The following is a 20,966-nucleotide window of genomic DNA, read 5'->3' as shown; positions in this document are numbered from 1 at the left end:
TCCTTTCGGAACATAGATTTAGGACCTGCGAGCTTCGGGCACGCCAGCATTATGGTCAGCATTTTGTTTTGAGACTGGGCTAGTAATATGTGCAATTAATTATTAATCCTTTATTACCATCGATTTGCACGTAATCACGTAACGAATTTAAATGGCTGATACGTTTAACAAGAAACAACGGGAGAAAAAGAAACAGAAGAAGAAGCGGGACAAGCGCGAAAAACGCGAGCAAAAGAAACTCAGCAGCAACAAGCCCCCCGAATTCATGTACGTCGGCATCGACGGCAACCTGACCACGCAGGCGCCCGATCCGAGTTTGAAGAAAAAGGTGAGCCTCGAGGACATCGACATCAGCACCCCCCCCTCCGAAAAATCGGAGGAATCGAAGTTCGAAAAGACGGGCTTCGTGAAATTCCTCAACGAAGAAAAGGGCTACGGTTTCATCATCGGCGACGAGGGAGACGAGAGCTACTTCGTCCACGTTGACAACCTACAGGGACCCATCCAGAACGGAGATAAAGTAGTCTTCGAAGCGGGTAGGGGACCCAAAGGACCCATCGCACTGGGTGTCAAGTTGCAGTCGTAAGCTGAACCTCACCCCCCAGAACAGAAAAGGCCCGTCAACGTATCGTTGACGGGCCTTTTCAATGTACGCGAGTTGATTACTCCGCGTGGGCGACGTTGACGGCGCTCAGGCCCTTACGGCCTTCCTCGATGTCGAACGTTACTTTGTCGCCTTCGTCAATGGTCGCGCCATTAAGATCGTTAGCGTGGACGAATACGTCCTTTCCGCCTCCGTCGGGGGCGATGAATCCGAAGCCTTTGGCCTGGTTGAAAAATTTGACTGTTCCTGTGCTCATGGTAGAGTTTTTCGGGTCGTTTAACGGCGAGATAATACCGTACTAGCTCTACCGGCGCGCAAGGTACGGGCAATTTAGCTGGGGCGGGGTTTTATTTTCACTTTGTGCACGAACCAGACGGGTAAAGGGAGGCATTTGGGTGGCCTCAGCCGCCATCTTGGGGGGAGATAGCCACTAGGAAAGCGGTTTCGTCCCGATCACCCCGGTAGCACAGCCAAAAAAGTAGGACTGAAACGCCGCGTTCAGCCTGGCATCGGACAGATAGCCAACGAATCTCTCGGCGTTTTCAAAATTGGCCGTGTAAATACCCAGGTACTTATAGCTGTAGGCGTCATTTGCGAAATACTTTCCGATGACCGGGATCACCTTTTGCAGATAGAACATGTACAGCGGGCGCAACAGGAAATTTTTCGGAACACTGATCTCGACAAAGCTGAAAGTTCCTCCGGGTCTAAGCAGTCGGGCAACCTCCGCGGCCAAAGCCTGCAGCTGGACATCATCAAAGGTCTTCAGCCCGAAGGAGGAAACAATGACGTCAGCGCGCTCGCTTCCCAAGGAATTATCGAGAATGTCCTCCTGCAAAACGGTCACGCCGGCAAGGCTGTTCCGTTCAGCCTGACGGAGTGATTTCTTCACCATTTCACCGGAAAAATCGACTCCAATGATACGGGTGGCGGAACGGTCCCGGATCAGGTGCCAGCATTCCCCCATTCCGGACATCAGGTCCAGCGTCAGGTGATCACGTGCGTATTCGCTCCAGTCGATCCGCCGGACACACTGCCGTCGCCAGATCTCCGAGAAGCCGAAGGACGATATATAATTGATTACCCCGTACGTCCTGCTCATCCGGTCAAATAGGCCGGAAACGAAGGCGGGGCTATAGATGCCGTTTCCACGCATGGAATAGGAACGATCAGAACTCAATCTTTTGCGTCGGGGCGCAGGTAGAAACCCTATCCGTGAGGGGGAGATAATGGAAATGATCCGGGTCTTGGCCATTGCTGCCTCTTGGGAAAGATTGAAGTTATTGGTTTGCGCGCCGGTTGGGAGGGGTGTTTTTACCTGCGCTCCGCCGCCTTTATTTGAAAGGGGTTAGGGGGGTAAAGGGGATACGGGGTAAAGGAAGTACATTTCCTTAGCCCCTTAGCCCCTTAGCCCCTTAGCCCCTTAGCCCCTTAGCCCCTTACAGAGAACCCGTACCTTCCCCCCATGGAAACCACCGAACTCCTAAAGCGCGTCCGCCGCATCGAGATTAAGACGAAGGGACTGAGCAAGCAGCTCTTCTCCGGGGAGTACCAGACGGCCTTTAAGGGGCGGGGTATGTCGTTTTCGGAGGTGCGCAATTACCAGTACGGCGACGACGTGCGGAACATCGACTGGAACGTGACCGCCCGCTCCGGCGAGCCGTACGTGAAGGTCTTCGAGGAGGAGCGGGAGATGACCGTGATGCTGCTGGTGGACATCTCGAAGTCGAGCTTTTTCGGTACCGTCAAACAACCCAAGAACGAGCTGATCACGGAAATCTGCGCCGTGCTGGCCTTCAGTGCCGCCCAGAACAACGATAAGGTGGGGCTGCTGCTGTTCAGCGACCGCATCGAGAAGTTTCTGCCGCCCAAGAAGGGGAGGGGGCATATCCTGCGCATCATCCGCGAATTGCTGGATACTCGCCCGCAGGGCAGCGGGACCGATATCGCCATGGCACTGGACTACTTTACCAACATGGTTAAGAAGCGGAGCATCTGCTTCCTCGTCTCCGACTACCTGGCCACGGGGTACGAGCGCTCCTTGCGCCTGGCCGCGCGCCGGCACGATCTGGTGGGCCTGCACCTCTACGATCCCCGCGAGCGCGAGCTGCCGCAGGTGGGCCTGCTGCGCGCCCGCGACGCCGAGAGCGGCGAGGTCCACTGGATCGATACGGACAGTAAGCGCGTTCGCGACCGCTACGCCCACTGGTACAATGAGAATATGGACTACTTCAGCGACTCCTTTCGCAAGAGCGGAGCCGACACGCTGAGCGTGGAGACGACGGAGGACTACGTCAAAGAGTTACTGCGCTTCTTTCGGGGGCGGTAGGGTGCTTTCCTCCGCCAGCGCAAAGCCCGGGAAGCGCAGCGCCACGATCTCCCAGCGCGGATCGACGTAGTGCAGGCTCACCCGGCCGGGGCCGGCGTATTCAACGGGGTCGCCGTTTTGCAGTTTGCCGCGGTAGACAATCTCGAATTCCAGAAACGCAGCGTTTTCTTTCGTTCCGAATGCAGGTAGCGGCGTGAGATCGATCAGTTCCAACTGACGGAAGCCCGCGCGCCAGCACTGTAAGTAATGGCCCTGCCGGGGTGGGGCTACGGTTTCCATGTTGTGGTAGGTTGCCCCCTGGAGCAGCCAGCAGTCGAGCGTACCGTCCAACCGGAAGAGCTCGGTCAGAAACATGGAGAGGCAGGAAAACATATTCGTCGGGCTCCCGGGCTCGATTTCCGCGTAGGAAAAGTGGACGTTCCAGCCGCCGCCGTAGGGGAAGTAGACATCCTTGTGAAGGAGGGTGCCGCGCAACCAGTCGTAGTATTCACGGTCGGTGAGGTGGAATGGGTAGTCGTCGACGTGAATATTGGCCGCGGACAGCTTATGTAGCAGGTCTTCTACGGCCGCCCGTGCCGCGTCTTGCCCCGCCGTCGGGCTTAGATCCGGCAGTTCAAGGTCGGGAAGCAGGCTTTTCAGCAACACGGGTGGCTCGTCAGCTCTTTCCTCATTTTCCTTGATGGACCGTAAAAAGGGATCCAGCAGTTCCGGCTCGACATCCGGGGAAACATAGGTATGGCTTCCTCTTTCCGCATCAAACAGCGCCGCTCTGATCTGATTATCGATGGCGCGTTCTTCGTCGGGGGATAAATTTTCGGGTGTAGACATGGTTTTAGATGTTTTAGCCCCCGAAATACGGGCTCGCTTCGCAGGTCTGCAACCAGGCGACCGGCCTTTTGGACGACGGCTTGGGAAGCTTATACGTTCCGCTTTTCTGCCGGGACGAACGGCGGGGAGATTTTCCGAATTAGCGGGTCTTCCGGAACAGTAGGACATTTTTTGCGACCTGGGTACCCCAAAGTCCACCAAATCCGGCGGCGGTGGGCTTATCGGGGGAGATTCTACGGCATTGTCCACCTCAATTCCCGCATCGTCCACCCCGAATGGCAGGGTGGTGATCTACTTTTGGCAGTGGAATATTTGTCTCCGGATCATGCAATAACTTCGACAAATCACACTGCCTTTAATTATGGCAGTATATAATTCTGTATTGATAAGTATGGTCTGATCCGGGGGTGCCTTGCAACCCGCATTTTCCCTGTGACCTAATTCGTGGCGGAAGCCAAAAAACTTAATCAAACAAGCTTATATGATCATCAGCAACAAACGCCCCCCACGCTCCGGTGCCCGGCCGGACGGGAAGCGAGGCAGGATCCGCTTCTGCTTTGCGCTCTTGCTTTTCTCCCTTGGCCTCGGCGCGCAGGGAACGGTGACCGGTACGGTTGTCGATTCGGACGGCCTGCCGCTGATCGGGGTCAACATCGTGAAAGAGAATACATCCAGTGGTACGGTCACCGATATAGACGGTACCTACTCCATTTCGGCCAGCCCGGCTGACGTGCTCATCTACTCCTATACCGGCTACGAAACCCAGCAGTTTACCGTAGGCGATCAAACGGTTATCGACGTCACCCTCTCCGAGAACGCCGAAATGCTTGACGAAGTGGTCGTTATCGGTTACGGTAGCGAACGGAAAGAAGACCTCACCGGCTCTGTCAGCGTAGTGAATACGGAGGAAATGCAGAAGCAAGCCTCCAATGACGTGACGCAGATGATGCAGGGCCGGGTAGCGGGCGTTTCCATTACCTCCGACGGGCAGCCCGGGGCGACGCCCACGGTACGGATAAGGGGCGTGAGTACCTTCGGCCTGGGTTCCGGCGCCGAACCGCTCTACGTAGTGGACGGCTTCCCCCTTCCCGGCGGTATCCGGGACATTAACCCCAACGACATCGAGTCCATCCAGGTACTGAAGGACGCCACTTCGGGCGCCATCTACGGTAACCGGGCGGCCAACGGCGTCATCATCATCACCACCAAGAGCGGCCGCAAGAACGCGGGCTTCAGCATCAGCCTGAACGCCTACGCCGGCCTGCAGACCGTACCGGACCGCATCCCCCTGCTCGACCGGGAAGGCTACCAGATGATCAACTCCGAGCTGCTGCGGAACGCCAATCAGGGACTGGTACCGGGTAACGATCCAAGTTCCCCCGCCTTCATCGACGATATCAACACGAACTGGCAGGACGAGGGCTACACCGACGGCTCCATCCAGAACTACAACCTGGCCGTCTCCGGCGGAACGGACAAGAGTAATTATTACGCTTCCCTGGATTATCTCGACAACCGGGGCACCCTGGTCGGTACCGGACCCAACTACGCGCGCTATTCGTTGCGGGTGAACGCGGAGACCGAGCTGTCCGACCGCCTGACCTTCGGCGAGAACGTGTACGTCATGCGCTCCGACGAGGACCCGCTCTTCTTTTCCGGCGCCACCACCTTATTCCTTCCGGGCGGACGTCCGTCGCTGGTGAACGACCTGCTGCAGGCCGCCCCGACCATCCCGCTGCTCGACCCGAACCGCGAAGGCGGCTACGGCGGAGCGGATGCGGTAATCAACCAGTCGATCACGCTGAACGTACCCGGCTTTAATTCCCTGGTCTCCAACCAGTCGAAGGTGAACCGCATCCTGGCCAACGCCTACGTCACCTACGAATTAGCCGAGGGGCTGGAGTACAAGCTCAACTTCCAGTACGACAACACCAGCATTGAGGACCAGCTCTTCGCCCCGCAGTACGACCTGGGCTACTTCTTCCCCCGGCCTACCGCGGAACTCCAGGCCGGCAACCGCTCCTCGAACTCCTACCTGGTGGAGAATACGCTGACCTACACCCTGGAGTCCGGCAAGCACAACCTGACGGTACTGGGCGGTCAGACCTTTCAGAAGTTCAACTTCCGCCAGTTCGAAGCCGTAGGTTCCGGGCTGGAGAAGCCCTACAACCTGAACCTGACCAGCGCTTCGACCTTCAGCGTATCGGACAACCAGCAGCCCGCCGCCCTGGCCTCCCTGCTGGGCCGGATCAGCTACTCCTTCGACGACCGTTACCTGTTGACCCTGAACGGTCGCTACGACGGGTCCTCCCGCTTCCGGGCTTCCGACCGCTACGCTTTCTTCCCTTCCATCGGGCTGGCGTGGAAGATCCACAACGACTTCGATCTGCCCCAGGCGATTACCGCGCTGAAGCTGCGTGGCGGTTACGGCCGGCTGGGCAACCAGGAGATCGGCAACTTCCGCTACCAGAGTACGATCAACCGGGCCATTCCTTACGAATTCGGTACGGGCCGGGTACTGGGTGCCGCCACCACTATCCTGGTCGACCCCTCCATCGCCTGGGAGACCCGGACTACCCGCAGTGTCGGGATGGACCTGGAGCTCCTGGACGGTCGCGTGGAATTCACCGCGGAATACTACTCGAACGTGTCCGAAGATGTCCTCATCGATCTGCCCATCCCCCTGTCCAACGGTTCGCTGGCCGGCCTGACGACCAACGCCGGTTCCATCCAGAATTCCGGCGTCGAATTCTCGGCTACCTGGCGCCCGACCCTCGGACCGGTAAGCTTCGAGATCGCCCCGAACTTCTACACCGTTAAGAACGAGGTGCTCGACATCGGAACGCTGGACTTCCTCTCCGGTGCCGGTGCGCGCACCGAAGTCGGCGGTTCCATCGGCCGCCACTACGGCTGGGTGTACGACGGTATCTTCCAAACGCCGGACGAAGTGGCGGAGGCCCCCTTCCAGAACGAGAACACCGGCCCCGGCGACATCCGCTTTGCGGACCTGAACGGTGATAACATCATCGACGAGGCCGACCGCCAGTACCTCGGTCAGGGCAACCCGACCTACTTCTACGGTATCAACTTCGTAGCTAACTACGCCAACTTCGACTTCACCGTCTTCGGGCAGGGCAGCGGCGGTAACCTGATCAACAGCAACCTCTACCGCGGCTTGATGGTCACTTCCGGCTATACGAACTGGCATACCGACATCCTCGACCGCTGGACGCCCCAGAATACCAGCACCGACGTGCCCCGGGTGGTCTGGAACGACCCCAACAACAACCAGCGCGACTCCGACCGTCCGGGTTGGCTGCAGGATGGTTCCTACTTCCGCATCAATACCCTTTCGCTCGGCTATACTTTCCGGGGAGGCTTGCTGGGCCGGATCAATATGCAGAGCGCCCGCCTCTACGCGACCATGCAGAACGTGTACACTTTCGCCGCTTATAAGGGGTACAATCCCGATTTCCAGGCCGGTATCCTGAATCCCGGTTTCGACTTCGGCACCTTCCCCCGGCCCCGTACCACGATGGTGGGCGTACAAATCCAATTCTAAAGATCATGAAGAACCGTATCCTATATATCCTTTTGGCCGTTGGCGTCCTCTCCGGCAGTTTCGCCTGTGACGACCAACTCGACATTGTCGACCCCAACCGGCTTTCGTCAGCGCAGTTTTACGCCAACACCGACCAGGCCGTGGCCGCCGTTGATGCCATCTACAGTACCCTGATCACCGACGCCTGGTACCAGCGTATGTCCCCCGTATATAACGATGGCCGAGGCGATGAGGTAGCCAGCCGCAGTCCGTGGGTGTTCTACACGGGTATCAGTTCCTTCACGATTCCCCCCACCATCGGTGACCTGGACATTTTCTGGCACGGACACTACATCCTGATCAGCCGCGCTAATCAGGCGCTCGAGAACGTCCCCAACGTCGAGGAACTGGATTCCGACCTGCGCGACCGCCTCCTGGGGCAGGCTTACTTCCTGCGGGCCCTCGCCTACTTCAAGTTGACGAATACCCACGAGAAGGTGCCGATCGTTCTTTCCACCCCCCAGGGCGGCGACGATTTCTACCCGACCAACGAAGACGTAACCCGGGAGGACGTCTACGCCCAGGTAAAGGACGACCTGCGGAACGCCATTTCACGTCTGCCGCTGAATTACGACAACGTATCCGGTCCGGATGCCGGACAGGAAGGACGAGTTACCCTCGGCGCCGCCAACTCCCTGCTGGGTATGGTATACCTCTACGAAGGCAACTACGACGAGGCCCTTCCGTATTTCCGGACGGTGATCGAGTCCGGAGAGTATTCGCTGGCCGATAACTACGCCGACTTGTTCACCCAGGATCCCGGCATTGAGGCGGCGAACCCGGGCAAGATCTTCTGGGCCGACTTTACCACGAGTGCGGCGGCCGAGTTCAATTGGGGCGGAGATCCGAACGTAAATTGGCGTCAGTTTCTGGCCCTTAGCCCCACCTACTCCGTGGGTGACTTCTTCGACTTCTTTCCCACCGCCTTCCTCTACGAAGAGATGCGCCAGGAGCGCACCGTAGACGGAAACCTCGATCCGCGCTACCACGCCACTATCCTCTCTTATGAACCCGACGAAGGCTACACGACGGCCTTCGGGCAGGACTGGTTCGAGCGTGGATTTACCGAAGACGCCTACTTTATCAAGAAGTACACTACGGCCGCCGATGGATCGGACGCCTTCACCTCCGGCTTTGACTACCACGTCATCCGGTACGCCGACGTTTTGCTGATGTACGCAGAGTGCCTCGCTAACACGGGCAACGTGTCTGAGGCCGCAGGGTATGTTCAGCAGGTCCGCGACCGGGCCAACCTTCCGGATCGGGAGGGCGAATTTGCCGCTTATTCCCTGGAAGCATTCATGGAGCAGCTGAAGCACGAACGGGTCATGGAACTGGCCATCGAGGGTAAGCGCTGGGAGGACATCCGCCGCTGGGGAATGCTCAGCAACGAACTCTCGGTTCTGCAATCCCACGACGCCGAATTCGATACCTATACCCCCGACCGGATCGTACTGCCTATCCCCCAGCCAGAGCTGGACCGTAACCAGAACCTGGTCGGCAACTCCGCTAACTAAACGGAACGCGCCTACCGGTACGTTGCCGCGGGCCGGCCCCATTCCCGTGCCCTTTTCCCCCTTGCCTATTCTTTACGAGCGGTGGGTTCAGCGAACCCCCGTCAAAACGCCCCGTGACATGTCCCAATCATCCTTTACCATACTGCTGCTTGCGTGTCTGTTCGTTCTGGGATGTCAGAAGGATAACGAGGTCACCACACCGACCACCCCCCCGCCGTCCAACCCCCCGCCGGGGCCGGTAGTGGATACCACTTCGCTGGACGACGGACCGATCGATTTTTCGGTCTTTTCGGATACCTACGGGGAGTTGGCCTCTCCCGACCGGACCGACGACTGGATGCACTATAACGTCCACGACCCGGTCTACTGGGTGGATGATGACTTTACCTGGTGCTACAATACGGACGTTGCCTTCGGGCACGCCATTCGTCCCGGCATCCAGATCCGGCGCAGTATTAATCTGGTCGAGTGGGAATTCGTCGGTTGGGCTTTTCCCGGCATCCCTAGCCGGGGGGCAAACTTTATCCGTAGCAACGGCGGTGAGCCCGTGGCCGGACTCTGGGCACCCGACATCATCAAAGTGGACAACGAGTACCGCCTATACTATTCCCTTGCTTCGACGGCCTCAACTCCCCGCCTCAGCGTCATCGGCCTGGCTACCTCCGACCGGCCGGAGGGCCCCTTTATCGAACAGGACCTGGTGGTTACCTCACTCGACGACGCTACCCGTCAGACCAACGCCATCGACCCTTCGATCGTAGTGGCCAAAGACGGTAGCCACTGGATGTACTACGGATCGGCCTGGGACGGGATCTACCGGCTCGAACTGGACCCGGATACCGGGCTTGCCAAACGGAATAACGACAAGGGAACCCGGGTAGCCCAGCGCGGCTTCACCGGTGGCCGGGTGAACGGCAACATCGAGGGGCCGGATATCATCTATAACCCCGAATTTGACCAGTACTACCTGTTCATCGCTTACGACTGGCTAGAAACGAAGTACAACGTCCGGGTCGGTCGCTCCGACAACGCGACGGGACCCTTTTACGATTACCTAGGCCGCGATATGAACGAGGATGTCGACGACCTTCCCATGCTCATCGCCCCCTACCGCTTCGCCGGTCACGGTGGCTGGCAGGGCGTCTCGCATCCTGGCGTCTTCGAAAAGAACGATACCTTCTATATCGGTCACCAGGGCCGTCCGGACGTCAACCCCTACTATATGGTCATGCACCTCCGGCAACTATTCTGGACGGAGGACGGCTGGCCGCTGGTGAGCCCCCAACGCTACGCCGCGGAAACCGAATCCGCCGTTGGGGAGGAAGAAATTGCCGGCGACTGGGAGATCATTCGCTTCGACTACGAGGTGGTACCGGGCTACGCGGAGGAGCAGGTCGATCCGGGGTACGTGAATGCCGAAGAGGTCCGGCTGGCACCCGACGGTACCGTTTCCGGAGCGCTTACGGGCAGCTGGTCGTATAGTGCTCCCCGGCTGACCCTTACCGTGGACGGTAGTAGTTGGTCCGCCCGGATCGAACGGGGGCGCGACTGGGAAAACGAGGTTGCCGAAACCGTACTCTTCACCGGCCTGCAGGAGAACGGCTACGCCGTGTGGGGTAAAAAAACCGAACCGTAGTGTACTTTGCCACCCTCCGACTTTCTCGCTGCCCTGTCCTGCCGATTGCATCTTTGCCGGCAAATCCGGCGACAATTTTTTGCGACGGAGCGCAGGGAAACAATCGATTCCGCCGGGACAACCTACATTACGAAAAAACACAACAGACATGAAATCATTCTTTTTCACCCTGACCCTACTCTGCGGGCTGGCTACGGTCACCGCCCAGTCGGTAGCCATCACGGTGGAGGCTCCCACGGACACGACCGTGATCAGCCGGCACATCTATGGCCACTTCGCCGAACACCTCGGACGTAACATCTACGGTGGGTTCTACGTCGGCGACACCAGCGAGATCCCCAACCGGGAAGGCATTCGTCTGGACGTGGTCGAAGCCCTGAAGGAAATCGAGATCCCCAACCTCCGCTGGCCGGGCGGCTGTTTCGCCGATACCTACCACTGGAAGGACGGCATCGGCCCCGTGGAGGATCGTCCCTCCATCCTCAACGTCTGGTGGGGTAACGTCAAGGAGGATAACAGCTTCGGTACCCACAATTTCCTCAACCTCTGCGAGATGCTGGACGCCGAGCCCTACCTATCGGCCAACGTTGGCAGCGGAACGCCGCAGGAGCTCACCGACTGGATCAAGTACACCACCCACCCGGCCGGCTCCAGCCCGATGCCCGACCTGCGGGCGGAGAACGGTCGCGAGGAACCGTGGGACGTCAAGTACTGGGGCGTCGGCAACGAAGCCTGGGGCTGCGGAGGAAACATGCGCCCCGAGTACTACGCCGACCTTTACCGTCGCTTCGCCACCTTCATGACCGGCTGGCAGAACGACGAGCTATATCGGATTGCTTCGGGTGCCAGCGGCGACGATTATAAGTGGACGGAAGTGCTCATGCAGAACATCCCGAAGAACCTCATCGAAGCCATCGCCCTGCACCACTACGCCGTCATCGACTGGGCGGCGAAGGGGCCCGCCGTGGACTTCACCGAGAACCAGTACTTCATCACCATGAAGGAAGCACTGAAGATGGACGAACTCATCGAGGAGCACGTCGCCATCATGGATAAATACGACCCCGAGAAGCGCGTCGACCTGCTCGTCGACGAATGGGGCGGATGGTACGAGGTCGAGCCGGGTACCAACCCCGGATTCCTCTACCAGCAGAATACGATGCGCGACGCCATGCTGGCCGGCGCTACCCTGAATATCTTCAACAACCACGCCGACCGGGTGAAGATGGCCAACATCGCCCAGGCCATCAACGTACTCCAGGCCGTGATCCTCACCGACGAGGAGAAGATGCTGCTCACGCCGACGTACCACGTCTTCCGGATGTACGTTCCCCACCACGACGCGACCTTGATCCCGCTGTCCTTCGAATCGCCGATGTACACCTTCGAGGGAGAAAGTCTACCGGCCATTTCCGCCTCCGCCTCCCGCGATGACGAGGGCCGGATGCACTTCTCGCTGGTCAACATCGACAGCAAGCAGTCGCACGAGATCGAACTGGACGTCGCCGCCCTGGGCATCACCGGCGTAACGGGGGAAATCCTCACCGCGGAGACCCTGCAGGAGCACAACACCTTCGACAACCCCGACCAGGTAGCGCCAACCGACTTCGACGGTACCGAAATGAGTGACGGCAAGCTTCGCCTGACGATTCCGCCCTTTTCCCTGGTTGTTTTGCAAGGAACGAAGTAATGCCAACCCGCGCGAAAATGACCGATGCCCGTATCCTTCTCCAGGCTCATCTCCTGGCGGTCGTATGGCTGCTGCTGGCCGGTAACCTGGTGGCCCAGACCACCGATATTTCGGTGCACGACCCGGTCGTCATCAAACAGGGGGATACCTACCACCTGTACTGCACCGGACGGGGCATCGGTCATTTTTCGTCGACGGATCTGGAAAACTGGGAGGAGGCCCCGCCGGTCTTCGCGGAAAAGCCGGGCTGGACGGATAGCGTCGTGCCGGAATTCCGGAATCACATCTGGGCACCGGACGTCCTCTTTCACGACGGACGGTATTACCTGTATTACTCCGTCTCGGCCTTCGGCAAGAATACCTCGGCCATCGGTGTAGCGACGACGGCGAGCCTCCATCCCGACGACGACAACTACGGCTGGACGGACCACGGGATCGTTATCCAGTCGCAACCCAACCGCGATCTCTGGAATGCCATTGACCCCAACATCGTCTTCAACGACGAGGGCACGCCCTGGATGTCGTTCGGATCTTTCTGGAACGGACTGAAGCTCGTCAAACTGGATCCTTCGCTTATCAAGATTGCCGAACCGCAGGAGTGGCACACCATCGCGCGGCGGGAACGGGAATTCGAACTGGCCGACAGCGATCCGGGCAACGCGGCGCTGGAAGCCCCCTTCATTTTCAGGAAGGAAGGCTGGTATTATCAGTTCCTCTCCTGGGACCTTTGCTGCCGCGGCGAGAATAGTACCTATAAAGTTGTGGTGGGACGGTCACGCGACGTCGAAGGTCCCTACTTCGACCGAGCCGGAAAGAACCTGTTTCACGGCGGGGGTACCCTCGTCATTCAGGGTAACAAGAACTACTACGGGGCCGGACACTGTAGCGTCTACACCTTTGACGGGGAGGACCGCATGTTCCTTCACGCTTACGACGCCGCCGACCGGGGGCGGTCGAAGTTGAAGGTCCGCACGATTCGCTGGACGGACGATGGCTGGCCCATGGTACAACCACTGGAATAGGGGAAAACTTATTTCACGACCAAACTCACGCTGAACGATGGTCCGAACCATCAACAATTTACTACTGACTATGCATATCGTTACGAAGCAGATCACCCTCCTTTGCCTGCTTTTTTCCTGCGCTTCCGCCGCCATATCTGGACAAGTCGCGGCGAGTCATTCCCTTACCGTCGACGCCGCCGAGTCGGTGGCACCGATCCAGCCGACCATGTACGGCATCTTCTTTGAAGACATCAACTTTGCCGCCGACGGCGGGCTCTACGCCGAAATGATCAAGAACCGCGGCTTCGAATTTACCCTCCCGAAGACAGGCTGGCTGGAACCGAACAGTGATCGCCACTCCATGAACGAGAACTCCGGGATGAGCGATATCGTCAAGGTGAAGGACGATCCCGCCAACCAGAATTACCTGCGGGTGACGGTCAAGAACCCGGAAGGCTATCACCTCCTTAACGAGGGTTTCCGCGGTATGGGCGTCCGCGAGGGGGATACCTACGACCTTTCCTTCAAGGCCGGTACCGGCAAGGGAGATTTGTCCGCCGTCACCTTTCAGTTACTGACTACCGACGACGAAGTGATTGGAGAAACCACCGTCTCCCTCGCAGGCGATGGATGGCAGGACTACGAAGCCACGCTGGAAGCTACGGCAACGGATCCCGCGGCCCGCTTGCGGCTGACTTTCGATGCTCCCGGTACCGCCAACCTCGACATGATATCCCTCTTTCCCCGCGACACCTGGAAGGGGCGGAACAAGGGGCTACGTAAAGACCTCGTTCAACTGCTCTACGATCTGGAGCCCGGCTTTCTCCGCTTCCCGGGGGGCTGTATCGTCGAAGGCCGTACCCTGGCCCGCCGCTACCAGTGGAAAAAGACGGTCGGTTCCATCGAGGAGCGCGAACTGCTGGTCAACCGCTGGAACACGGAGTTCGACCACCGGCTCACCCCGGACTACTACCAGAGTTTCGGCCTCGGCTTCTTCGAGTACTTCCAGTTGGCCGAGGACCTGGGCGCCGAGCCCATGCCCATCCTGAGCTGCGGCATCGCCTGCCAGTTCAATACCGGTGAGCTGGTACCGATGGAGGAACTTGACCCCTACGTACAGGACGCCCTGGACCTCATCGAATTCGCCAATGCCGACACCACCACCGCCTGGGGCAAGGTGCGTGCCGATATGGGCCATCCCGAACCCTTCAATATGAAGTACATCGGCATCGGCAACGAGCAGTGGGGGCCGGAGTACATCGAACGCTACAAGGTATTTGACGAAGCCATAAAGGCTGCCTATCCCGATATCGTCATCATCTCCGGCAGCGGTCCCTTCCCCGACGGCGAATACTTCGACTATGGCTGGGAACAGCTCCGGGAGATGAACGCGGAGATCGTGGACGAGCACTACTACCGCTCCCCCGAATGGTTCCGGGAAAATGCTACCCGCTACGACGACTACAACCGGGAAGGCCCGAAGGTCTTCGCCGGTGAGTACGCCGCCCAGAGCGTGGCCATCGCCAGCCCGGAAAATAAGAACAACTGGAACTGCGCGCTCTCCGAAGCCGCCTACATGACCGGCCTGGAACGCAACGCCGACATCGTGGTCATGACCTCCTACGCTCCGTTAATGGCCCACGCCGACGCCTGGCAGTGGACGCCGGACATGATCTGGTTCGACAACCTCGAGTCTTACGGGACAGCCAACTACTACGTCCAAAAGCTCTACGCCAACCACGCCGGTACGGACCTGCACCGGGTCACCGAAGCCGGCAAGCCCGTCACCGGTCAGGACGGTCTCTACGCCTCGGTGGTGAGTGACGCCGGTCGCGGGGAGGTGTACGTCAAGGTAGCCAACACCAGCGATGCCCCCCGGCAGCTCGACATCACCATCAAGGGTAAATCCCTAGCGGCCGAGGGCACGGCCTATACCATGAGTGGCACGGATATGGATGCCGTCAACTCCTTTGACGAGCCGATGAAGGTCAGCCCCGTGGAGAGCGAGGTGACGCTTCGGAAGGGTAAGCTTACGGCTACGCTGCCCGCCAAAGCTTTTGCGGTGTATAAGCTGCAGGTGGCTAAGTAGCCGGGCCTGGAATTTTTGTGCTTGGAGGGAATTCGGATGTTTGGAGTAGGGAGGGCTACCGCTTGGGATGACTCGCCTGCGGCTCGTGGGTACTCAATACGGATTTTCCGCAGGTGGCAGCTCGCCTTCGGCTCGTTGTTTTCTCAACACTGATTTCGCAGATTTTGGGCACAGATTTGACACGGATTTTTTGGACGTTGCAGCTCGCCTTCGGCTCGGGTTTTACCCAGTACTAATTTTGCAGATTCGCTTCGCGGCTACCTCCGGCGGTTAGGGCAAAGATTACACACAGATTGGCTGCGCCGCTATTTATGATGTACCGCAGTGCTTTCCCGAGTGGCTCCGCGGTTGCACGCTGTCGTGCAGCGACCTTTGCCGGCCAATGGCCACGCGAATGCCCTGCGGGAAATCTGTGTCAATCTGTGCCTAAGCGCAGCGCCTCCGTCCGGCCGCAGGCCATCTGTGAGAACCCTTATCGCTAACGGATGCGCAAATCAACCCACGAACACAAGCATACCGTAACTTCCCCCCATGAACATAGCGCTAGCCCAGATCAACGTCCACGTAGGGAACTTCGATGCCAACCTGAAGAAGATGCTCGACTACACCGAACGGGCGAAAAGGCAGGGGGCGGATATCGTCGTCTTTCCCGAACTCGCTACGGTAGGCTACCCCCCCCGTGACTTCCTGGAATTCGACGACTTCATCGACCAGGCCAACCTGGTGATCGAGCAGCTGGCCAAGGCCGCCGACGGCATCGCCATCGTTGTCGGTTCCCCCACCAAGAACCCCGTGCCGGAAGGAAAGGACCTGTACAACAGTGCCTACTTTCTGGCCAACGGACGCATCCAGCAGGTGCAGCATAAAACGCTGCTGCCCACCTACGACATCTTCGACGAGTACCGCTACTTCGAGCCCGCCGCCGAGTGGAACGTAGTCCGGTACCAGGATAAGACCATCGCGATGATCGTCTGCGAGGACAGCTGGAACGTCGGCAACGAAAACCCGCTGTACAAGATCAATCCGATGGACTTCATGATGGAGCACCGACCGGATTTCATCATCAACATATCCGCTTCCCCCTTTGCGTTCGACCACGCGGTGGAACGCGTCGAAGTCATGCAGGCCAACGTCAATATTTACGACCTGCCGATGTACTACGTTAACCATGTAGGCGCCCAAACGGAAGTGCTCTTCGACGGCGGCTCCCTGGTCATCAACCGGAAAGGGGAAGTAGTAGACGAGATGCCGTACTTCGAAGAGTGTATGCGCGTCTACAACACCGAGGAAGTAGAGGAAGGGGTGGAAATGAGCGGCGAGCGGGAGCGCGATAAGATGACCCTGATCCACGACGGGCTCGTTATGGGGATCAAGCAATACTTCGGTAAACTCGGCTTCAAGCGGGCGATCCTCGGGCTCAGCGGTGGAATCGATTCGGCCCTCGTTGCCGTACTGGCCGCGCGCGCGCTGGGCGCCGATAACGTCCGCTGCGTCCTCATGCCCAGCCAGCACAGTAGCGACCACAGCGTCAACGATGCCCGCCAGCTGGCGCAGAATCTGGGCAGCCAGTACGAGATCGTGCCGATCGAGAGTGTCTACCATGAGTACATGTCCCTGCTCAAACCCCATTTCTTCGGCACCCAGGAAGGCCTCACCGAGGAGAATCTGCAGGCCCGTATCCGGGGCATGATCCTGATGGCCTTCAGCAATAAGTTCGGCGACATCCTCCTCAACACCAGCAACAAAAGCGAGATGGCCGTCGGCTACGGCACCCTCTACGGCGATATGTGCGGCGGCCTCAGTGTCATCGGCGACGTCTACAAGACCGAGTGCTACGAACTCGCTAAGTACATCAATAAAGACGGCGAGGTTATCCCCGAGAACATCATCACCAAACCCCCCAGTGCCGAGCTCAAACCCGGCCAGCTCGACAGCGACAGCCTGCCCCCCTACCCGGAACTCGACGCCGTCCTCTACCAGTACATCGAACTCCACCAAAGCCCCCAGGACATCATCGAGGCCGGCGCCGACCCCCTGCTCGTACAAAAAGCCCTCCGCCTGGTCAACATCAACGAGTTCAAGCGCCACCAGACCGCGCCGGTGCTGCGGGTGAGCAAGAAGGCGTTCGGGATGGGGCGGCGGTTTCCTATTGTGGCTAAGTATCTTAATTGATATGGGGTTAAGGTTGGAAGGGGTAAAGGGGTAAAGGGAGTGGATGCTCGCTTCGCTCGTCGTACTGTTACTTTGTGTTCGGCGTAGCAGCGCCTATACTGCGGGCTCCTTAACCCCTTAACCCCCTATCCCCTTTACCCCTTCCAACCATGGAACCACTAATAATCAACGACGCCGTAGTCTTCGGTATCCTCCTGGTCATCCTGGCGGGGGTGTTCACGACGTCCAATAGCGAGCGGCCCTTCTGGGTGAAGTTTTACACCTACGTGCCGGCGCTGCTGCTGTGTTACTTCCTGCCGGCCCTGCTGAACTGGCCCCTGGGGATCATCGCTTACGATTGGTATGAGTATGGGGTGATTGACGCACTGGCGGCGCAGGGGGTGACGCTGCCGGAGGGGCTTTCCTTCGGGGAGATCAATCGCTATATCGAGGCGCAGGGACTGGATCCGGCTGACTTCGCTGGCTACACCGGCCACAGCGCGCTGTACTTTATGGCGAGCCGGTACCTGCTGCCGGCGAGTCTCATTCTGCTTTGTTTGAATATCGATATTCCGGGCATCATCAACCTGGGGTACCGGGCGATCGTGATGTTTCTGGCGGCTACGCTGGGCATCGTGCTGGGCGGGCCGATCGCGCTGCTGATCGTAAGTAACTTCTTTCCCAATCTCATCAACCTGGATCCTGATTTACTCTGGCGGGGCTTAAGCACCATCGCCGGTAGCTGGATCGGCGGCGGAGCTAACCAGGCGGCCATGCAGATCATTAACGAGGTGCCGCCCGGCATCTTCGGGCAGATGATCGTGGTGGACGTCCTCGTCGCCAATATCTGGCTGGCCTTTCTGCTCTTCGGGGCAGGTCGCGCCAAACGCATCGACCGGGCGATCGGGGCGGACAACAGCGCCATCGATCACCTGGTGCAGAAGATGGAGGATTATGCCGCCCAGGTACGTCGCATCCCGACCAGCGTGGATCTCTACCAGTTGCTCGGGGTGGCCTTCGGTGGGGTAGCCCTGGCGCACTTCGGGGCGGACTTACTAGCCCCCTTTTTCGGACAATTCAAGGAAACGCTGGAGGCATTGCGTTTAAATACCCTGACCAGCGGATTCTTCTGGATGGTCGTACTGGCCACCACCTTCGGATTCCTGCTCAGCTTTACCCGGGCCCGGCGGCTGGAGGGGGTCGGGGCGAGTAAGTGGGGGGGTATCTTCATCTACATCCTGGTCGCCACCATCGGTATGCAGATGAATATCGGCGACGTACTGGACAACCTCGGGCTGTTTGCCATCGGACTGATCTGGATGCTGGTGCACATCACGGTCCTGCTCGTGACGGCCTACCTGATCAAGGCCCCCTTCTTCTTCGTGGCGGTCGGTTCCCAGGCTAATGTCGGTGGGGCGGCCAGTGCGCCGGTGGTAGCGAGTGCCTTCAACCCGGTGCTGGCACCGGTGGGCGCTATCATGGCGGTGATTGGGTATGCACTGGGGACTTACGGCGCGCTGATTTGCAGCTACCTGATGGAGATATCGGTGGGGTAACGGTACGAAGCGGTTTCCGACCGCGCCGTTCGACGCGCTTTCCAAGCGCGGCTTCAGTTACCAAACCAACCGTTGTAGCTTTGCCCGGCGCAACCGGAGGTTGCATCGAACATCGCGGCCGGAAGCCGCTTCTTACTGCCACACTATGCAAGACAGTATTCTCGTCACCGGCGTATCCTCCGGTATCGGCCTGACCACCGCGGCGTATTTGCTCCGGAAAGGCTTTTTCGTGTATGGAAGCGTGCGGCGGGGCGCAGGACCAGAGCAACTCACCGCATCCCCGTCTTTTAAGGCCCTCAATTTTGACGTTCGGGACCGCGACGGCATTCGTGCCGGCATCCAGCAGATACACGACGACGGCGCCCGGCTCATAGGTTTGGTAAATAACGCTGGAGTAGCCATCAGCGGGCCGATCGAAACCGTTAGTGAGGAGGAGTATCGCCGGCAGTTTGAAGTGAACGTGTTCGGCTTGGTCGCCGTCTGTCAGGAAGCCCTACCGCTACTGCACGCCTCCCGGGAACTGGGTTTCGACTCCCGCATCGTAAACATCGGTAGCGTGAGCGGCTACCTGACTTCTCCCTTCACCAGTATTTACTCTGCCTCGAAGTTTGCCGTCGAAGCGCTCACCGACGGGCTGCGGCGGGAGCTGTTGCCCTTCGGCATCGACGTCATCAGCGTGGCGCCGGGGCCGGTAAAGACACCGATCTGGCAGAAGGGCCGGGAGCAGACGGAAGCTTTCGACAACGACCGTTACGGCAGCATGCTGGAAAAGCTGGGCCCATACACCGAAGCCGCCGAGGCCGACGGTGTGGAGCCACAGGTCGTCGCGGAGGCCATCTACCGCGCCCTCACCGACGAGCAACCCGACCCGGCCGTCCTGGTCATGAAGAAGGGCTGGATGGCCAAACTCCTGAAGCTCACCCCGAAGCGCTTTCAGGACAAATTCTTTACCAAGCGCCTCGCCGAAAACCGCCGCTACTAGTACAAAGCGGTCTCCGACCGCGATGTACGATGCGGTTTCCGACCGCGATGTAAAACGCGCTTTCCAAGCGCGCCGCCAAAAAATCAACCCCCCAATGCCAACCCCAGCCATCCTGATCACCGGTGTATCCAGCGGTATAGGTCTGGTTACCGCCCTAGACCTGATTGACCGGGGATACTACGTATACGGATCCCTGCGCGGAACCGAGGTTCCCGTCGAACTCGCCGAAGCTCCCAACTTCACCCCCCTGAACTTTGATGTCCGCGACCGCGAGGCCATCAGCGCGGGCATTAGCCGGATAGGGGAGGAAGGCCGTCCCCTGATTGGCGTGGTCAATAACGCCGGCGTAGCCATACCCGGTCCCGTAGAAACCCTTGCCGAGGAAGAATATCGCCGGCAATTCGAGGTAAACGTATTCGGACTGATTGCCGTCTGCCAGCTGGCCTTACCCCTCCTGCACGCCGCCCGCGAGGAAGGGCACCACCCGCGGATCGTCAACATCAGTAGCGTGAGTGGCTCCCTTACCGCGCCGTACATGACCTTTTACTCGTCCTCCAAATTTGCGGTGGAAGCGCTGACGGACGGTCTGCGACGGGAGCTGCTGCCCTTCGGCATCGATGTTGTGAGCGTAGCCCCGGGACCCACCAAAACGCCGATCTGGAGAAAGGGAAGCCAGCTTACGGAGGCCTTCGAAAAGGACCGGTACCAACATTTGGTACCCCAGCTGGAGCCCTACACCCAGGCGGCCGAGCGGGGTGGGGTAGAGCCGCAGCTAGTGGCCGACGCGATCTACGCCGCCCTGACGGATGCCAGGCCCGATGCCTACGCGCTGATTATGAATAAGCGTTGGCTGGCCAGAGTAGTCAGTAAAATGCCTAAAAGGTGGCAGGATCGCTTCCTGACGAAGCGGTACCGGTAAGAAGCTGTCTCCGACAGCAATGTTGGACGCGCTTTCCAAGCGCGTTAGCCGCAGCAACCA

At 58.9% G+C, this 20,966-nt stretch carries 15 protein-coding genes; 12 read left to right on the top strand and 3 right to left on the bottom strand.

Annotated elements, in window-relative coordinates:
- The first annotated feature begins 151 nt into the window (after positions 1–151).
- Entirely contained in the window at positions 152–586 is a 435-nt protein-coding gene (locus tag DRW39_RS12305) for a cold-shock protein (RefSeq protein WP_116107336.1), read from the top strand.
- A 76-nt stretch (positions 587–662) separates the two neighbouring features.
- Here DRW39_RS12305 and DRW39_RS12300 read toward each other — a convergent pair whose 3' ends face one another.
- Both DRW39_RS12300 and DRW39_RS12295 read right to left on the bottom strand, forming a co-directional pair.
- Positions 663–860, bottom strand: coding sequence for a cold-shock protein (locus DRW39_RS12300; protein WP_116107335.1), 198 nt, complete (start codon positions 858–860; stop codon positions 663–665).
- A 174-nt stretch (positions 861–1,034) separates the two neighbouring features.
- Complete coding sequence (locus DRW39_RS12295; protein ID WP_157976079.1) at positions 1,035–1,784, bottom strand: class I SAM-dependent methyltransferase; 750 nt, start codon at positions 1,782–1,784, stop codon at positions 1,035–1,037.
- 285 nt (positions 1,785–2,069) lie between these two features.
- Between DRW39_RS12295 and DRW39_RS12290 the strand changes: the two genes are divergently transcribed.
- The gene (locus DRW39_RS12290; protein WP_116107333.1) at positions 2,070–2,933 is read left to right on the top strand and encodes a DUF58 domain-containing protein; all 864 of its coding nucleotides are present in this window, start codon (positions 2,070–2,072) and stop codon (positions 2,931–2,933) included.
- Here DRW39_RS12290 and DRW39_RS12285 read toward each other — a convergent pair.
- Entirely contained in the window at positions 2,907–3,761 is an 855-nt protein-coding gene (locus DRW39_RS12285; RefSeq protein WP_116107332.1) for a hypothetical protein, read from the bottom strand. The two genes, DRW39_RS12290 and DRW39_RS12285, sit on opposite strands and share 27 nt — an antisense overlap.
- A gap of 481 nt (positions 3,762–4,242) precedes the next feature.
- On the opposite strand from DRW39_RS12285, the gene DRW39_RS12280 reads away from it, so the two are divergent.
- The 10 genes from DRW39_RS12280 to DRW39_RS12235 all read left to right on the top strand — a co-directional run bounded on the left by DRW39_RS12280 (position 4,243) and on the right by DRW39_RS12235 (position 20,906).
- On the top strand, positions 4,243–7,323 hold the full coding sequence (locus tag DRW39_RS12280) for a SusC/RagA family TonB-linked outer membrane protein (protein ID WP_116107331.1): 3,081 nt from the start codon (positions 4,243–4,245) through the stop codon (positions 7,321–7,323).
- A gap of 5 nt (positions 7,324–7,328) precedes the next feature.
- Complete coding sequence (locus DRW39_RS12275) at positions 7,329–8,879, top strand: RagB/SusD family nutrient uptake outer membrane protein (protein ID WP_116107330.1); 1,551 nt, start codon at positions 7,329–7,331, stop codon at positions 8,877–8,879.
- Between the two features lie 118 nt (positions 8,880–8,997).
- A complete protein-coding gene (locus tag DRW39_RS12270) occupies positions 8,998–10,515 on the top strand; it encodes an arabinan endo-1,5-alpha-L-arabinosidase (protein WP_116107398.1) in 1,518 nt (505 codons plus the stop codon).
- Between the two features lie 148 nt (positions 10,516–10,663).
- Positions 10,664–12,205 carry an alpha-N-arabinofuranosidase gene (locus DRW39_RS12265; RefSeq protein WP_116107329.1) on the top strand — a complete coding sequence of 514 codons (1,542 nt, stop codon included), beginning with the start codon at positions 10,664–10,666 and terminating at the stop codon, positions 12,203–12,205.
- Between the two features lie 17 nt (positions 12,206–12,222).
- Positions 12,223–13,227, top strand: coding sequence for an arabinan endo-1,5-alpha-L-arabinosidase (locus DRW39_RS12260; RefSeq protein ID WP_116107397.1), 1,005 nt, complete (start codon positions 12,223–12,225; stop codon positions 13,225–13,227).
- A 70-nt stretch (positions 13,228–13,297) separates the two neighbouring features.
- Positions 13,298–15,298 (top strand): alpha-L-arabinofuranosidase C-terminal domain-containing protein, encoded by a 2,001-nt coding sequence (locus tag DRW39_RS12255; protein WP_116107396.1) that lies wholly within the window; start codon positions 13,298–13,300, stop codon positions 15,296–15,298.
- A 531-nt stretch (positions 15,299–15,829) separates the two neighbouring features.
- Positions 15,830–17,470, top strand: coding sequence for an NAD+ synthase (locus DRW39_RS12250; RefSeq protein ID WP_116107328.1), 1,641 nt, complete (start codon positions 15,830–15,832; stop codon positions 17,468–17,470).
- Between the two features lie 149 nt (positions 17,471–17,619).
- Positions 17,620–19,005: a DUF819 domain-containing protein gene (locus tag DRW39_RS12245; protein ID WP_116107327.1), complete on the top strand. Its 1,386-nt coding sequence runs from the start codon at positions 17,620–17,622 to the stop codon at positions 19,003–19,005.
- Positions 19,006–19,150: 145 nt separating this feature from the next.
- Positions 19,151–19,987 (top strand): SDR family oxidoreductase, encoded by an 837-nt coding sequence (locus tag DRW39_RS12240; protein ID WP_116107326.1) that lies wholly within the window; start codon positions 19,151–19,153, stop codon positions 19,985–19,987.
- A gap of 94 nt (positions 19,988–20,081) precedes the next feature.
- Entirely contained in the window at positions 20,082–20,906 is an 825-nt protein-coding gene (locus tag DRW39_RS12235; RefSeq protein ID WP_157976078.1) for an SDR family NAD(P)-dependent oxidoreductase, read from the top strand.
- Positions 20,907–20,966 lie beyond the last annotated feature (60 nt).

Origin of the sequence: Lewinella sp. IMCC34191 (genome assembly GCF_003390935.1) — a bacterium.
GTDB lineage: Bacteria > Bacteroidota > Bacteroidia > Chitinophagales > Saprospiraceae > Neolewinella.
The sequence above is the reverse complement of the archived record's forward strand: the minus strand, read 5'-3'. Positions and strand labels throughout refer to the sequence as shown.

Coding starts and splice junctions, on each gene's coding strand:
- DRW39_RS12305 (WP_116107336.1), top strand. CDS start 152: ATGGCTGATACGTTTAACAAGAAACAACGGGAGAAAAAGAAACAGAAG.
- DRW39_RS12300 (WP_116107335.1), bottom strand. CDS start 860: ATGAGCACAGGAACAGTCAAATTTTTCAACCAGGCCAAAGGCTTCGGA.
- DRW39_RS12290 (WP_116107333.1), top strand. CDS start 2,070: ATGGAAACCACCGAACTCCTAAAGCGCGTCCGCCGCATCGAGATTAAG.
- DRW39_RS12285 (WP_116107332.1), bottom strand. CDS start 3,761: ATGTCTACACCCGAAAATTTATCCCCCGACGAAGAACGCGCCATCGAT.
- DRW39_RS12280 (WP_116107331.1), top strand. CDS start 4,243: ATGATCATCAGCAACAAACGCCCCCCACGCTCCGGTGCCCGGCCGGAC.
- DRW39_RS12275 (WP_116107330.1), top strand. CDS start 7,329: ATGAAGAACCGTATCCTATATATCCTTTTGGCCGTTGGCGTCCTCTCC.
- DRW39_RS12270 (WP_116107398.1), top strand. CDS start 8,998: ATGTCCCAATCATCCTTTACCATACTGCTGCTTGCGTGTCTGTTCGTT.
- DRW39_RS12265 (WP_116107329.1), top strand. CDS start 10,664: ATGAAATCATTCTTTTTCACCCTGACCCTACTCTGCGGGCTGGCTACG.
- DRW39_RS12260 (WP_116107397.1), top strand. CDS start 12,223: ATGACCGATGCCCGTATCCTTCTCCAGGCTCATCTCCTGGCGGTCGTA.
- DRW39_RS12255 (WP_116107396.1), top strand. CDS start 13,298: ATGCATATCGTTACGAAGCAGATCACCCTCCTTTGCCTGCTTTTTTCC.
- DRW39_RS12250 (WP_116107328.1), top strand. CDS start 15,830: ATGAACATAGCGCTAGCCCAGATCAACGTCCACGTAGGGAACTTCGAT.
- DRW39_RS12245 (WP_116107327.1), top strand. CDS start 17,620: ATGGAACCACTAATAATCAACGACGCCGTAGTCTTCGGTATCCTCCTG.
- DRW39_RS12240 (WP_116107326.1), top strand. CDS start 19,151: ATGCAAGACAGTATTCTCGTCACCGGCGTATCCTCCGGTATCGGCCTG.
- DRW39_RS12235 (WP_157976078.1), top strand. CDS start 20,082: ATGCCAACCCCAGCCATCCTGATCACCGGTGTATCCAGCGGTATAGGT.